General features: G+C 43.1%; 13 protein-coding genes. 3 read left to right on the top strand and 10 right to left on the bottom strand.

From position 1 onward, the window contains the following. Window positions 1-7: 7 nt before the first annotated feature. The 6 genes from BS614_RS19230 to BS614_RS19205 form a co-directional block, all read right to left on the bottom strand. Entirely contained in the window at window positions 8-1,654 is a 1,647-nt protein-coding gene (locus BS614_RS19230; protein ID WP_074096908.1) for an extracellular solute-binding protein, read from the bottom strand. Window positions 1,655-1,882: 228 nt separating this feature from the next. Continuing rightward, window positions 1,883-2,596, bottom strand: coding sequence for a beta-glucanase (bglS, locus tag BS614_RS19225; protein WP_074095164.1), 714 nt, complete (start codon window positions 2,594-2,596; stop codon window positions 1,883-1,885). 312 nt (window positions 2,597-2,908) lie between these two features. Further along, window positions 2,909-3,613 carry an ankyrin repeat domain-containing protein gene (locus BS614_RS19220; protein ID WP_074095163.1) on the bottom strand — a complete coding sequence of 235 codons (705 nt, stop codon included), beginning with the start codon at window positions 3,611-3,613 and terminating at the stop codon, window positions 2,909-2,911. A 10-nt stretch (window positions 3,614-3,623) separates the two neighbouring features. After that, the gene (locus BS614_RS19215) at window positions 3,624-5,132 is read right to left on the bottom strand and encodes an S-layer homology domain-containing protein (RefSeq protein ID WP_074095162.1); all 1,509 of its coding nucleotides are present in this window, start codon (window positions 5,130-5,132) and stop codon (window positions 3,624-3,626) included. A 119-nt stretch (window positions 5,133-5,251) separates the two neighbouring features. After that, window positions 5,252-5,944 carry a response regulator transcription factor gene (locus tag BS614_RS19210; protein ID WP_036615636.1) on the bottom strand — a complete coding sequence of 231 codons (693 nt, stop codon included), beginning with the start codon at window positions 5,942-5,944 and terminating at the stop codon, window positions 5,252-5,254. 6 nt (window positions 5,945-5,950) lie between these two features. Beyond that, window positions 5,951-7,420, bottom strand: a complete 1,470-nt coding sequence (locus BS614_RS19205) for a sensor histidine kinase (RefSeq protein WP_074095161.1) — start codon at window positions 7,418-7,420, stop codon at window positions 5,951-5,953. Window positions 7,421-7,623: 203 nt separating this feature from the next. Here BS614_RS19205 and BS614_RS19200 point away from each other — a divergent pair, with 203 nt between their 5' ends. Further along, on the top strand, window positions 7,624-8,451 hold the full coding sequence (locus BS614_RS19200) for a helix-turn-helix transcriptional regulator (protein ID WP_074095160.1): 828 nt from the start codon (window positions 7,624-7,626) through the stop codon (window positions 8,449-8,451). Between the two features lie 79 nt (window positions 8,452-8,530). Beyond that, window positions 8,531-8,869 carry a cupin domain-containing protein gene (locus BS614_RS19195; protein ID WP_074095159.1) on the top strand — a complete coding sequence of 113 codons (339 nt, stop codon included), beginning with the start codon at window positions 8,531-8,533 and terminating at the stop codon, window positions 8,867-8,869. 145 nt (window positions 8,870-9,014) lie between these two features. Here BS614_RS19195 and BS614_RS19190 read toward each other — a convergent pair whose 3' ends face one another. From BS614_RS19190 to pdxS, 4 genes are all read right to left on the bottom strand, one after another. Continuing rightward, complete coding sequence (locus BS614_RS19190; RefSeq protein WP_074095158.1) at window positions 9,015-10,151, bottom strand: alpha/beta hydrolase; 1,137 nt, start codon at window positions 10,149-10,151, stop codon at window positions 9,015-9,017. Then, a complete protein-coding gene (locus tag BS614_RS19185) occupies window positions 10,148-10,807 on the bottom strand; it encodes a TetR/AcrR family transcriptional regulator (protein ID WP_074095157.1) in 660 nt (219 codons plus the stop codon). The genes BS614_RS19190 and BS614_RS19185 overlap by 4 nt, the downstream gene beginning before the upstream one ends. Window positions 10,808-11,002: 195 nt before the next feature. After that, the gene (locus BS614_RS19180) at window positions 11,003-12,073 is read right to left on the bottom strand and encodes an ABC transporter substrate-binding protein (protein WP_074095156.1); all 1,071 of its coding nucleotides are present in this window, start codon (window positions 12,071-12,073) and stop codon (window positions 11,003-11,005) included. Window positions 12,074-12,322: 249 nt separating this feature from the next. Beyond that, window positions 12,323-13,207 carry a pyridoxal 5'-phosphate synthase lyase subunit PdxS gene (pdxS, locus tag BS614_RS19175; RefSeq protein WP_200868523.1) on the bottom strand — a complete coding sequence of 295 codons (885 nt, stop codon included), beginning with the start codon at window positions 13,205-13,207 and terminating at the stop codon, window positions 12,323-12,325. A gap of 147 nt (window positions 13,208-13,354) precedes the next feature. Here pdxS and pdxR point away from each other — a divergent pair, with 147 nt between their 5' ends. Then, entirely contained in the window at window positions 13,355-14,845 is a 1,491-nt protein-coding gene (gene pdxR / locus BS614_RS19170; RefSeq protein WP_074095155.1) for a MocR-like pyridoxine biosynthesis transcription factor PdxR, read from the top strand. Window positions 14,846-14,862: the final 17 nt, after the last annotated feature.

Below are 14,862 nucleotides of genomic sequence, written 5' to 3'. Positions count from 1 at the left end.
CGTCATCCTATTTTCCGCTTTTCACGGAATCATACCACTCGTTAACTTCTTTCGTAATCTGATCTCCACCTGAAGATTTCCACTTCTCAACAAATGAGTCGAACGCATCAACAGAGGTTTTGCCATATACAATTTGAGAGAAGGTATCCTTCTCCATCTTTGTCAAAATGTCATTGTTCATCTGCATTGTCATTGAAGGTGCACCGGTAAACATCTGATTGAACACGATATCTTTTTGATCCAAAACAATCTTGGCTGCATCAAGCATAGGTACTGGTACACCTGATTTGATTTTCTTCTCAAACGGTGTAGTTGCTTCTTCACCGCTTGCCAGCTTGGCAAGTGTTGTCATACTTAGATTGGGAATACGCGCTCCATCAAAAGTCAACGTGTACTTCTCGGGAGCATAACCCCCCGTAAGACTTGCATCGGTTGATGGTTTCCCATCTACCATAACCCAATCGTATCCTTCCGCAAATCCATGCTCAAACTCATCGCCCTCTTTAGGATTCGCATAGTGATCAAAGAGATAGTTCTGATAGGTGAAAAAGGCTTCCGGATTTTTCATGTCTTTGTTAATCAGAACTACGCCATTTCCGTTTGACGTACCATGTCTGCCTGCTTGACCGTTTGGACCTGAAGGGATTGGATACGCCTTGTATTCAGCCTCAGGATTGTTTTTCTTCACATCCTCCAGCGGCCATGATGGCATCCAGTGAGGACCGACCACAATACCTGCTTTTCCGGCAGTAAATTCTTCAGCTGCTTTTGTCTCATCATACACGCCGGCTTCTTCCGGGATATAACCTTTGCTCATCCAGCTCTGTAATTTGGCCAAAGCCTGCTTTGCACCAGGTGTAACGGAACCGTATTCAAGTTTTCCATCTGCCGTCAGATTCCATTGGTTTGGCATTGTACCATAAGCGCCAAATACCCACCCAGCTTCTGACATCCATGTGTTCAGCCAGTTCTTGAAGCCAATGGTGAGTCCGTAAGTGTCCTGCTTCCCATTGCCATCCGGATCTTGATTCGTAAACGTTTCCATAATGACTTCAAGATCATCTATAGTTTTAGGTGCTTCCAGATTGAATTTCTTCATCCAGTCTTCACGAATCCACATGACAGGATCACCATTATAGGAATAGTCCAGAATCGGAATACCGATCTTTTTGCCATCTTGCATGTATGGATACCATACGGAAGGATCTTCGTTTACGGCTGCTTTCCATGTGTCGCTGGCATATTTGTCAAACAATTCACCGGCATCGACAAATTTTCCGGACTCAATCAATTCACGCACCAGATTGAATTCGCCGCGATACGAAATAATGTCTGGCATGTCTGCATTAGAAGCCAGTGACAGGCGCAGTTTCGTCTCAAATGCATTATTGGTAGAAGGAGATATCCACTGGTTTTTCAACTCAATTCCGAGTTTCTCCTTAGCCCATTTGGTATGGACGTTGTTATCCTGATCCTCGCCTGGCTTAAACTTCACGTCTGGACCCCATGGTCGTAAATACGTAATGGATACTGGTGGATCATACTTTCCATTTTTGAGCTCCAACGTTGTCGCTGGTGTACTCGATTCTGTTTTCTTGTCGCTCCCGTTACTACACCCACTCAAGGCTGCAGATAGGGCCAATACACCGATCATGACCAAACTGCCTACTCGTCTCTTTTTACTTGTGTCCAACTTCGTTCCCCCAGTCTATGTAATGTTGCTTACAGGTTAATCATAATGAATGTTTGATATTTATGCCCATACTAATATTGCAACATTTATTGCATTAATTTAGGATATTGGATATTGAATACATATATTGAATAAATACAATTCCAGAATATAGAAAAAAAGCAGCCCCTAACGGCTGCTTCAGTCTGCTTAATTACTCGTATATTTGACCCAATCGTACTCTGCATAGAGCGGATTGGCACCGTTATAAGGACCGAGCCAGCTATCTACTCCTGTTCCATTCCAGAGGTTCATCATGATTTTTCCGGGTGTTTTAGGAATATCGCTGGTTGCCGTATGCTTCAATACCCCATCAACATACCATTTGATATGTCCCGGCTGCCAGTCAAATGCGTAAGTATGGAAGCCCTGGGATGCATCAAACCCTAGATTGATAATCTTCTCATGATTACCAACCCCATTGGTATAATAATTAAACTGAACTTTGGTTGTGTCTTTTCCTAAAAATTCGATATCAATCTCATCCCATTGGGTGCCATGTGCAGGGCCTGTGTATGTGAAAAATGAGGAAACTACACCTGTGTTCTTGGCAGGTTTCATACTGACTTCATACAAGCCGTACCCATACGTATTCGTGGTACGATACTCTCCGCAATCAAACTTGTTCTGTGCAGAGCTGGTCAAACCAAGCTTAAGCTTGCCGTCACTTGTAAAATTAACATTGTTAGCCCTCCACGTACAGTTAAACATGTTCCCATTGGAATACCCATCCGCTTTTTGCCACGTACTTGCGTTAAAATAGGTTAGAGGTTCCCAGAACACATAACCCGCGAAAGCGCTTACCGAAAAAAACAAAGAGATGACACCAGTTACCGCCAAAGTATACCAAGACTTCCTCTTCATCATACACCTCCATGAATGATTCCAACATGTATAATCAGCGCAATAATAGATAGCGCTTACATGGTTGGTATTTCCATTTTATCCGGAAGCATGGTGGTAAACTATAGCAAACTTTAAAGCAGAGATATTCAATTTTTAAGATCTTCGTTCTTGTATCTAATCATGTTATGTTAAGACTATGCCAGTTTCATACACGTAAGATGGATTGAATGAAGCGCCTGCCCTTCAGCATAGAAGGAATCAGGCGCTCCATGAAAACCATTTTTACATATATCTCAACATGTTTGTTAATTTATTCACCCTAAAAGGGTTTTATTTCGCACCAGCTTGTACCAAAATGTCTTCAATTTCTTTAAAACCATTATTCTTCGCATGACTGAGCGGTGATACGCCATCACGATCCGGTATGTTCACGTCTGCTCCATGATCAATGAGTAATTGTATCGTCTCCTGCTGCCGAGAATTGCCATCGTTAAGAATGATCGCTTCGAGTAGTGCTGTCCATCCCAATTGATTCACATGGTCCACATCCACCGAAGTTTGAGTGAGTAGTTCTTGCACTACATCCACATATCCATGCTCCGAAGCTGGAATAAGTGCTGTCCCTCCATATCGATTCGTTATCGCTGGGTCCGCTCCCGCCTCGATTGTCAGCTTCAAAATATCCAAGTATCCTTCAGCGCCAGCATACAGAAACGGGGTATTTTTCATATCGTCCTGTATACTCACATCTGCCCCCGCTTCAATTAACACTTTAGCCGATGTTAGATCATTATTGTAAGTTGCAATCATTGTAGCGGTTCGTCCACTCTGATCTTGAGCATTGATATTGGCGCCCGCTTGAATCATTTGTTCGATGCGTTCAGTATCGCTGTCCTCTACTGCCTTGAACAGCTGTTCATCTGCTGAAGTCACGGCCTTTTCCTCCACATTGGATTCATTTCTCACTTCAGGCACGCAACCTTGAACGATCAACATACTGCTTATCAGGACAACGATGATCAGCGATTTACTCATACTGCCTCCCTTACTCCAGTGTCAAGGTGACCGAAGAAGCGACACTCCAATCGCCAACTGGATTTATTGTATACGTAGTACCTGGAATCAACTTCCCATCATTCGTTATGTCGAATACACCCGTCACACCTTTTCGACTTGAATATTTATAAGTGGCTGTCAGAACATCCCCGCTTGGTGAAGTTAACGTTACACTTCGACCAGAGAACAGTTCATCCCCAGGGTCCTGGTCAAGTGTAACTTCAATGGATGTTTCGCTCACTGCTTGAGCACTTGCAACCACTAGTGGATCAAACGATTTCGCCGTAAATGAAGCATTTTCGATGTTGGCCCAATCCGAAGAAACCGTATATGTGACACCTGATTTCAGCGTTTGTCCCTCAGGCAAACGGAACTTCGGTTCTTGTTTACCGTCTGTGGATTGCGTGAACGGAACATATCTGGCAACGATAGGCTCGCCACCTTCTGGCGTAATTACAACTTGTCTTGCCTGCATGGAAGAGATGATCTGATACGTTTTGCCTCCTGCTTGCTCTTGATCATTCAGCACAAATGCATTAGCTCCTCGACCACCACTGTAAGCCGAAATGATGTAACCATAATCCACGACACTGTTCACTTGCAATGCTTCAATCTCGAATGTATCATTCGTTACTTGACTAACCGTTGTCATGTTTATTTTCGTACCACTGCCTTCAAAGGAACCAGCGTCTTGGCCTTTGTAAGTCAGGTTGTACACTTCACTAGCATCTTGTACGGACGTTGGAACGATGTAAGTCGCGATTGACCCTGTTTTCAAACGGGGCATATTGGTTAACGTCAACCTGCCACTAAACGCAAAGTCCGTTTGTGCCTTGGCAAAAGCTTCATTCGCTGCTGTCAGCGGCTTGTCAAAAGTTACAATTAACGTAATGGCATTCAGTGATCTAACGCTCTTGATTTGAGCTTGCTCCGAAGGAATAGCTTGGTGTGCAGTTTGCAACAGCACTGCTGTTTCGCCGCGCGTTGCTGTACCGTTCTCGGAGTAGAACTCGCTCATCCAATGGTGAACGGACTTTACATCACGTTGCATCGCTTTGGATACGACCTGTTCGAGTTCAGCATCCGACACTTGAGTTTGCGGATTGAATTGTCCATCGTTAGCCTGCATGATGCCAAGTTCAACAAGCTTTGACGCATATGGCGCATACCATGCATTCGGATTCACATCCGTCAATTCTACGGTTTCTCCCGTCTTGCTCTCCAAATTAAACGTTTTGAAAACCAATGAAGCTAACTCCGCACGGGTAATTGCTCGATGTTCACCCATAGATTGATCTGCATACCCGTTCATGATCCCCAAGCTATTCAGATCCTTGATAGCAGCTTCAATCTGTTGTTGGTTAGGCTGTGTGGTTGTTGCCGCAATGTTAGTAACGTATGTAGCTGCATGTACTTGATTCGCAGTTAACGGGAACACTGCTGTACCTAATGCAGTTATGGTTAGAAATGTAGCGATTTTGCGGGTTGTAGAATTCATGGTTGAATTCCTCCTCTATAGGTTGTAGTTGCCTGTATCTATAGAATAGAGGACAAAAAGAAACTCCCAAGGCTAAAGTTATTAACAAACTATAAACTGGCTCTAAATTTTCACGAAACTTATGCAGTAAACCGGTAGCCTGCACCCCAGACGGTTTCAATATACTCCGGATTTTTGGGGTCTGTCTCCAGCTTCCCCCGCAGTTTGCGAATATGGACGGTAACCGTTGCAATGTCTCCGGTGGAATCCATGCCCCAGATCCGCTCGAACAGATCTGATTTGCTGAATACACGGTTGGGATGACTCGCAAGAAATACAAGTAACTCGAATTCCTTGGTTGTAATCGCCACCTCTTCTCCATTAACAAAAACGCGGCGTGATCCTTTGTCAATGTGAAGCCCGCGAATGTGGATTTCATCCTGCTCAGTTGGTTTGTTTTTGCCAAGTAGTCTCTCGTATCGGGTCAAATGAGCCTTTGCTCGTGCAACCAACTCACTTGGGCTAAACGGTTTTGTAATAAAGTCATCCACTCCCAGATTAAACGTCCGGATCTTATCGATTTCTTCCTTTTTCGCAGAAACAACAAGGATGGGCACTTCCTTTACCTCGCGAATGCGCCTGCAACATTCGAAACCGTCCAGTCCCGGAAGCATCAGATCAACAATGATCAGATTATAGTCCCCCTCCAGTGCCTGCTTCAGACCTTCATCTCCAGTATGGCAGAGATCCACGGAAAATCCGTTGAGCTCAAAATAATCCCGTTCCAGTTCCGCAATCGTTGTTTCATCTTCAATGATCAAAATGTTTGCCATTACTCATTAGTCCCTCTCTTCACTCAGCCGTTTAAGCTTGATATATATGCTCGTGCCATCATTGGGCTGGCTTTCAGCCCAGATGAAGCCCCCATGTCCATCAATGATTTGGCGGGCAATTGCTAGCCCGAGCCCACTTCCGCCCGTTGAGGAATTGCGGGATTGTTCTGCACGATAGAAGCGTTCAAATATATAAGGTAGTGCCTCTTCAGGTATTCCCTTGCCATTATCTTTAAACGCCATCGTAATCCATTTCTCATCAGCTTGAAGTGTAATCTCGAATCGTTTGTGTTCATTCTCCATGTATTTGAGTGCATTATCCACCACATTAACAACGGTACGTTTTAACTTCTCCGGATCCACAGCAGCCATAGCGGGACCAGACACCTGGTTATTCCAATCCAGGGCAACACCTTTATCCTCCAGATCATATCTCAGCTCTTCAATGCTATCTTCAAGGAAATCAGCGAGATCAACTGTTTTGAATAGGAAAGGCTCTTGGTTCAAGTCGAGCTTGGAATACAAAAACAGCTCATCCACCAGCTTATCCATACTAACTGCTTTGGAGTGAATGATATTAACATAACTCTCCATTTTCTCTGGAGTATTAGCCACTCCGTCACGAATACCTTCAATATACCCTTTGATATTGGTAATCGGTGTACGGAGATCATGCGAAATGTTGGAGATAAGCTCTTTGCGGTTCACTTCGTCCTGCTGACGTAACGCATAGGAGAGCTGTAATTGATTCCGCATGCTCTCAAACGCTTCGCTGAGTTGACCAACCTCGTCATTAGAGTTTAGCTGAAGTTTAAAGGATAGATTACCATCTTTAATATGTTCGGCTGAACTTCGTAGTTGATTCAATGGTTTAATGAAGCTGCGCGTGATCCAGCGGAACAAGAGCAGATTTGCAATGATGAGAACGCCAATAAGCAGAAATGACATCACAGGCAGCAACTTGCGAGTAAGCTCCGCAAAGGGGCTTCTCTCACGAATGACAAAGATACTCCCCCGTTCCCCATCTGAATATTGAAAATCAAATTTTGCATACGCGTAAAATCGCTCACCAATATTGAAGGTGCTCCGAATCTGATAATTGTTAAGATCATAGGCAGGCAGTGCTTGCTTCAGTTCTGGCTGGTTGAAGGTCAGCGATTCGAAGATCTGACTATTCTCTCGTCTGATGTAGAGCCCGGACTTCTCAGCTCGAAGCTTCATATCATATTCACGCAGCAAAACCTTGTTCTGCAGGTCATCCGGGTCATTTTTGGCCAGAAACTTCATCTCTTGAAAGATCGATTCTCCCTGTTCAGTCAGGGGGTTGATCTGATAATGTACCTTGTATATATCACGGAAACTCTGTAGATCCCCTGTGGCCGCAATCGTATACAGACTTGCCGTAAGCAGGATGAACAGTAGACTTATAACAAGCATGCCCGTAAAGGACAGCAGCATTTTTATTCGAATTGACATGGGTTCCCCTTCTCAAGCAAACAATTGGATTAGTTAGTGCACATGTTAACACAAGATGGATTCTATTGCCCATATGTAAAAAAGAGCTTTCTTTTTCATTATATATGTTGACAGTGATAATCGTTATCAATAATGTTGGAGTAAGGTGCACAACGATTTATCTTAGAATGACCGGCAAACACTTTTGAAATGAGGTACGTAATGTGAAAGTAGACGTTAATCAGTTAGCAGCGCATTTTGCACACATTCCTTTTCAAGTCGAAGGAGTATATCGATATGCTAGAAATCCAGGGGTTCCCCAGGCTGACTATACCGATTCTTTTCCTGGATTTGTATTTCCTCTTACAGGAAAAATACAATTTCAATTTGATGGTACACCCTATATTTTTTCACCAGGAAAAGTTGTACATGGGGGCGCGAAAATGAAACTGGATCAAACCGTGTTTCATAGAACGGACTGGGAATACATCCTCGTTTTATACCGGATATGTAGTTCGGACCTCGAAGAGACAAGCTTTTCCCATCAGCATTTTGAATTATCAACGGGTCAATCCCCACGTCTGATTGAATTAATCACGCGTCTTTGGCATGTGTATAATCAGCGCGGAGGTATTTCAAAGTTTCAGACCGAGATGCTGTTTCGCGATGTACTGAATGAGACTTTAATATGTGTTGATCATAGGCAAAATAGTTGTGAATCAGATGTTTTATTCGAACGGGTCTCTACCTATATCCAAGAATACTATGATCAAAGTCTGACTGTCGCATCGCTTGCAGAACAAAATAACGTTAATCGAAATCGACTTTCCTACGTGTTTAGAAGACATGCAGGTATGGGTCCAGCAGAATATGTATTGAAATATCGTATAAACATGGCACAGCAAATGTTATTGGCAAGTGATGCGTCTGTACAACAGATAGCTGAGACCGTTGGCATTGCTGACCCCTTTTATTTTAGCAGAGTGTTCAAGAAACAATGTGGTATTTCTCCTACGGAGTATCGTCTGAAGTTCATCAATAATCCATCCTGATTTCAATAGGCATCCATGTTATACAAAAGCTTGGATCAGTATACTGAACATATAAGATTAATACACAGGAGGAATGACGATGCACTATCAAGCTATTAAATTAAATGAGGAATTTTCGAAATTAAACGATCTTTGGTCTCCGAAACTCATTGGTGAAATGAATGACTATCAATTTAAAATCGTTAAGATTGCTGGAGATTTTGAGTGGCATGTTCATGAGGAGACTGACAAGTTATTTTTTGTGCTCGAGGGGGAAATGATAATTGATTTTCGTGATGGGCAAGTGAAGATTTCCAAGGGCGAGATGTATATTGTGCCTAAAGGAGTCGAGATCAAACCTTCCGCCGAAAAGGAATGTCATATCATGTTGATGGAGCCTGGAAGCGAAGTAAACACTGGCGGGACTAAGGCCGAATAAGCATCAGTTATTGGAACCAGGATGTCAATTTGCAATATCAGAGAGCCGATAACCGCGTAATAGGGGTTATCGGCTCTGCGTCTGTACGACTAGCTCTTTGACATGCATTAATTGACATATATGAATCAGTAGTCTCTCGGTTATGTCACTTGTTGCTAGTCTTCTTGATCAATTCCACACCATCGTATGCCAGACTTTCCACACTTGTTGCCTTCTGCAGTATGTAATGATCAAAAAAGTTCTTCGCATAGTCTGTAACAATATTTCGCATCTCCATAGCATCCCGTTCGCCTCTGTGTTCCTCATTAACACTGGTAAACACGATGTCACAGTAATCTAAATGTGCAACACGATCAACTGAAAAATAATAGGTTTCCATGCTATTGTTAGCGCCAATAATCGCATTCATATTATAGTTAGGTTCACAAAACAGGAGCAAGAAAGGTTTCTTAAGATCGCTGTCAAGAAGGCCAAACGCACCGCTATCCAATCCAATCCCGCAGGCGAACCGCTCGTCATCCCGGCAAACCATCGCCGTCGTAGGCCCTCCATAAGAATGTCCGACTATACCCATGCCGATGTCAAGTAGCAATCTACCCTTAAAGATGGAATTCAGCTCTCCAGAGTCTAGTTTGTAAAGATAATCGGCTACATACCTTACATCTTCTGCCTGTGATTCACTATACTCTGTTATCTTGGAAAGTATCGGTAGTGCAAGCACGTTACGGCACATCTCAATGGCAGTTCCATCGTCAGGCCGCATCTCCATCTTACCAGCCAACGCCAGCATCTCCGGATCTTCACCAAACGCTGTAAGGACATCCGAAAAATCCTTGGATACATTAAACAGGCGCCCATCTTTACGTTTATACATCGTGCTATTCTGATGGCCGATGCTTACCACAACATACCCCATGCTTGCCAAGTCTGTACAGAGCACTGTACCCCATTCTGGAGAACCGCCTCCACCGCACACATAGAATAACACCGGATAGCGCTTTTCCTTCCCGGAGAGAGCAAGGTCGTCGTAACACTGGGTCTTGATATCTATAGAGAAAACATCCTTCAACGCAGTGACAAGTGGCTGCTCATTAAACATCTCGTAGACTTCAGGAAACATGTACGTTGATGTAGTCTTACCTTCGCTACTCTCGGACGGATAGTACACAAAAGCGGTCGGTTCTCTTTTGGAGTAATCTGATGCCGTGTACTCCAAATCCATCTGGGTTCGACCGACAGTATAGCCCCCAATTGGTTCTGGAAATGCGTCATAGGTTTTCATTTTCTTTCCCCCTTAAGATCGCTAACCATTTCAGAATATTTATGATCTTCAAGCAGCCCATGACCCATAAATTCAGCAAAGTACTTGCTGATCTTATGTTGCAGCTCAGAGTCCTTAATATCGAATTCTCTAAAAAACAAGATTAAATTAAGCTGCATTGACTCAAACATAAAAGAAATCAGGTCGTCGTCAACATCCGGTCGAAGATATCCATCAACCCTCATTCGGCGTAAAATGTCCTTGATCATGGGGAATGACTCGCCCTTTAACACATTCACATATACTTTCAGCAAAATGTCCTCGGGAATATATGAAAATGTTTTAGTCAGTTTAATTTCCAACTCATTCAGTGGCTCGGTCACCATGCCATTAACGTTACCAAATAAGCCAGTAAGGAAATAGCTGTAAAGGGAATCTTCATCACTGTTACTAAAATATGCAGCTCTTTTCTGGGTCACATTACGTATTAAGTGACAATAAAGGTCATCTTTGTCTTCAAAATACCGATAAAATGTTCCGGGGTGCATGGACAAACTATCCAAAACCATCTTCATAGTTATATCCTCGTAAAGATTATCAACAAAAAGCTGCATAGCGCTATTCGATATTTCCTCGCGCCTTGTTTCATCTAAACGAAAGAAAGTATTTTTTGGCATAGATTACTCCTTAATATGAAGTGTGAACTGATTCACACTATAACGATAATAAATTCACAAGTCAAGCCGTATTAAAATAGAGTGTTCACTCCATTCTCGCTATCATTCAGGCTGACCGGGAACAGCTTGAAACAAGAATTTGGTCCCTGATAACAAAAAAAAGCCGCTAAAATAACGACTTTTAATGGTACTCATTTACAACCCGAGATCATCAGCGAGTCCTTCAACACCTGTGAAGATGGAATCCCCGTAACCCCAGAAGTTGTTGAAATCAATAATGTAGATTTTTTTGTTTTTAACTGCGTTAATGTTTTGTACCTGTTTGTTGGCAAGCAGCTTTTCAATCGTCTGCTCAGGATCAATGCCACCTGCATACCTCGAAATAATCATTGCATCCGGATTAATCTCGATTAACTTCTCCAGGCTGAGTGTGCCAGTTTCATTAATCAGCATATTATGCATATTGATTAATGACATTGCACTTTCAATAAACGTATCACCATTTCCGTTGTAAATGCCAATGGTTCCATCACCATTATCCGAAAATGATGCATAGTTGATCGTCTCAGCGCTAGCTCGGGCCGACAAGGCATTTTCGCGTGCTTTAAGCGTCTCAATATATGCCGCTGCATTGGCTTGTACGTTGAATATCTCACCTAATTCAGTAATATCCTGATACAGACTATCTAACGATGCATCAGGAACACTGGTGCTTTGTACATACGTTTTAATCCCCATATCATTCAAGCTGCTTACTGTACCAACACCCCAATCCGCATCCTCAAACAATCCACCACGCCCTACAACCAGATCAGGCGTAGCGCCTATCGTCACTTCCTTACCTACATAGCCTTCAGCAAGCACAGGAATTTTTTTAAACTCATCAGCAATATCGTCAGGTACACTACCAAACAACGCAGCCACACCTACAAGTTTGTCTGTCAAACCAAGGCGAATCATCAGCTCGGCTGCACCTTGGGTATTGGCAACAACTCGTTCAGGTGCTTTATCGAAGGTTTGTTCTTTAGCCACCCATGTGCCGTTCTCTGTTGTATAATTTGAAACGGTTACCGGGTAAGTTGTTTCAGCAGGTGCTGAAGTCTCTGCATCCGATGTCTTCTCATCTGTTGCAACATTTTTCGCTGCTTGCTGCGAGTTATTGTTTGCCTGATCGCTACCATCACTATTATTGGAGCAGGCTGCAAGTACAACAACAAGTGCAGCAATAAAACAAAATAACATTCCTTTTTTAAAGCGTGTAGACATTTAATTCTCTCCCTTTTGAATCCTTAATTTTCTATTTATGCATTATGTAAAATAGTTATTGTCAGTATACAGCAAATGTCGAATCTCGTAAATGATAATTATAATCATTCTCAATTGACGAAAAAAGGACATTCTCCTCTCCGTTTTTTTCTTTTGCTTTCGTCATGAATAACCAAAAAAGCCGATCAATTTGTATCCATTGATCGGCTTTGCTTGATACTATTTATTCTCCAGTTGTTCTATATACTCTTACCATCCGCGGTTGGACATGCGATCTTCTGGAGCCAATTTAGAAATTTCGATCCCTTTCATCGGGGCACCCAAGTTTTTGGATACTTCGGCAATCAGTTTGTAATCCGTGTAATGTGTTGTCGCTTCAACGATTGCACGAGCGAATTTCTCAGGGCTATCGGATTTGAAAATACCTGATCCTACAAAAACACCGTCTGCTCCCAGGTGCATCATTAATGCTGCGTCAGCCGGAGTAGCTACACCGCCTGCTGCAAAGTTAACGACAGGAAGTTTGCCGTTTTCATGAACTTCGCGCAGTAATTCATAAGCTACACCCAGATTTTTTGCTTCAGCGTACAACTCGTCTTTGGACATGTTTTGCACTTTGCGGAGCTGGCTGTTAATTAGACGCATATGACGAACTGCCTCAACAATGTTGCCCGTTCCAGGCTCACCTTTTGTACGAATCATCGATGCACCCTCACCAATACGGCGAAGAGCTTCTCCCAAATCTTTGGCTCCACATACAAATGGTACAGTAAACTCATGTTTATCGATATGGAACACTTCGTCTGCAGGCGTAAGAACTTCACTTTCATCGAGATAGTCCACACCTAGGGATTCAAGCACTTTGGCTTCTATGTAATGACCGATACGTGCTTTAGCCATAACTGGGATAGATACAACCTTCATAACCTCTTCAACGATGGTAGGATCTGCCATACGAGCTACACCACCAGCTGCACGAATATCAGATGGTACCCGCTCAAGAGCCATAACAGCTGTTGCCCCTGCCGCCTCAGCGATTTTAGCTTGCTCTGCATTCATAACGTCCATGATGACGCCACCTTTTTGCATCTCAGCCATTCCTCTTTTTACACGATCTGTACCTGTTTGCATGATTGTAGTCCTCCTAATTAACTTTTGGGTGGTTTTCAATAAAGGCATCGCTCTAATCTATGATTTAGTATAGAATGAGAATGGTCATATAAAAAGATCCAATATTTTTGGTTTTTATTGTACCACTTCAATAATAACTCTGGAGGTCCTATGCAATTTCATGTAGCTTACAGTTCATATCTGAACCGAAAATATACGAAGATGAAAGCTCTATATCATGCCATTCGTGATGCAATTCATGAAGGTAATCTTATACATGGCGAGAAGTTACCCTCTACTCGAGAGTTAGCCGCGACGTATCACATTTCCAGAGGAACTGTGAATCAGGTCTATGATACGTTGACTGCTCAAGGTTACATTCATTCAGAGCATGGAAGAGGAACCTTTGTTGCTTACCAGTTGGATTTGAACAATAATGCGTCCACCGAGAAAGCTTGTACGCATCACTTATCCGCCTGGGGGAATCGTATTCAGCAGTTTGAACAGCAGTCGATTCAAAGAAATACACCAGCCAATGCTCATACACATGATTCCAGAATGAATAGCGACGAAGTAATTGACTTTAGCAAATATCAACCTGATTTCTCCAAGTTTCCTTACGATGAATGGAATAATCGATTGTATGCAGAGATAAGGCAGCGTGAGCATCACCTGAAAACAACCTCTGCTATGGTTAGTTCAACCGGGGATCCAAAATTGAGAGAAGCCATTGCTGCCTATCTGCGGAGGATGCGGGGCATTCAAGTTGATCCGGATCATATTGCAGTAACTGCAGGCTCCATGCAAGCTATAGCTCTACTCACTCAATTACTTGCAGATCCTGGGGATTATGTAGTGACAGAGAGTCCTTGTTATGTCGGGATTTCTAAAGCCATATTGGCTGCGGGTGCTAAGTTGATTGAAGCTAATCTCGATGGTCAGGGCGTTGTGCCCCAGGACTGGGAAGCACGTATGTTGTTTGTCACGCCGTCACGACAATTTCCTACTGGTGAAATGCTCAGTCTGGAACGCAGACAAACCTTGCTGGACTGGGCACAGCGAAATGATGCCATGATTGTTGAGGATGATTATGATAGTGAATTCCGATATCGCGGAATGCATGTTGAACCACTGAAAACACTCGATAAAGCAGGACGTGTAATCTACCTGGGTAGCTTTACCAAAACCTTGCCTTTAGAAGTACGACTTGGTTATGTGGTTCTTCCCCCTACCTTGGCTGACACCTTTAGAAAGGCACAAGCATTATACGAGCCAAGACCCGTCAACCTGATCGAACAACGGGCATTAGCTGCATTCATGACAAGCGGTCAATATGAGCGTCATCTGCGCAGAATGAATCGATTATACAGTCGGAAATTCCATCTGTTACTCAAACTTTTGAACAAGCAGCTCTCTATATGGTTTGATTGGGTGGAGAATGAAGCGGGTCTACACGTGTTTGGTTGGTGGCGAGGTAATGTGACCACTTATGAGGCCTTTAGGGAATCAGCTCGGTCACAAGGTGTGGTATACTCAGAAGTCAGCAGTTCAACGTCTGTTGGTACGAAGTATGGTATCTATTTGTCTTTTGCACATTTGTCAGATGAACAATTACAGGAAGGCGTATCCAGATTGAAAAATGCCGTTACAACTGCATTGTGAGGTAAATCGTCTCCAAA

This window comes from Paenibacillus xylanexedens, from assembly GCF_001908275.1.
Taxonomy (GTDB): domain Bacteria; phylum Bacillota; class Bacilli; order Paenibacillales; family Paenibacillaceae; genus Paenibacillus; species Paenibacillus xylanexedens_A.
The sequence above is the reverse complement of the archived record's forward strand: the minus strand, read 5'-3'. Positions and strand labels throughout refer to the sequence as shown.

Bases quoted from the DNA above. Each gene is read 5' to 3' on its own strand.
- BS614_RS19190 (WP_074095158.1), bottom strand. From the start codon at position 10,151: ATGAAAACCTATGACGCATTTCCAGAACCAATTGGGGGCTATACTGTC.
- BS614_RS19230 (WP_074096908.1), bottom strand. From the start codon at position 1,654: ATGATCGGTGTATTGGCCCTATCTGCAGCCTTGAGTGGGTGTAGTAAC.
- BS614_RS19215 (WP_074095162.1), bottom strand. From the start codon at position 5,132: ATGAATTCTACAACCCGCAAAATCGCTACATTTCTAACCATAACTGCA.
- BS614_RS19205 (WP_074095161.1), bottom strand. From the start codon at position 7,420: ATGTCAATTCGAATAAAAATGCTGCTGTCCTTTACGGGCATGCTTGTT.
- BS614_RS19195 (WP_074095159.1), top strand. From the start codon at position 8,531: ATGCACTATCAAGCTATTAAATTAAATGAGGAATTTTCGAAATTAAAC.
- BS614_RS19180 (WP_074095156.1), bottom strand. From the start codon at position 12,073: ATGTCTACACGCTTTAAAAAAGGAATGTTATTTTGTTTTATTGCTGCA.
- BS614_RS19220 (WP_074095163.1), bottom strand. From the start codon at position 3,613: ATGAGTAAATCGCTGATCATCGTTGTCCTGATAAGCAGTATGTTGATC.
- BS614_RS19185 (WP_074095157.1), bottom strand. From the start codon at position 10,807: ATGCCAAAAAATACTTTCTTTCGTTTAGATGAAACAAGGCGCGAGGAA.
- BS614_RS19210 (WP_036615636.1), bottom strand. From the start codon at position 5,944: ATGGCAAACATTTTGATCATTGAAGATGAAACAACGATTGCGGAACTG.
- pdxR (WP_074095155.1), top strand. From the start codon at position 13,355: ATGCAATTTCATGTAGCTTACAGTTCATATCTGAACCGAAAATATACG.
- bglS (WP_074095164.1), bottom strand. From the start codon at position 2,596: ATGAAGAGGAAGTCTTGGTATACTTTGGCGGTAACTGGTGTCATCTCT.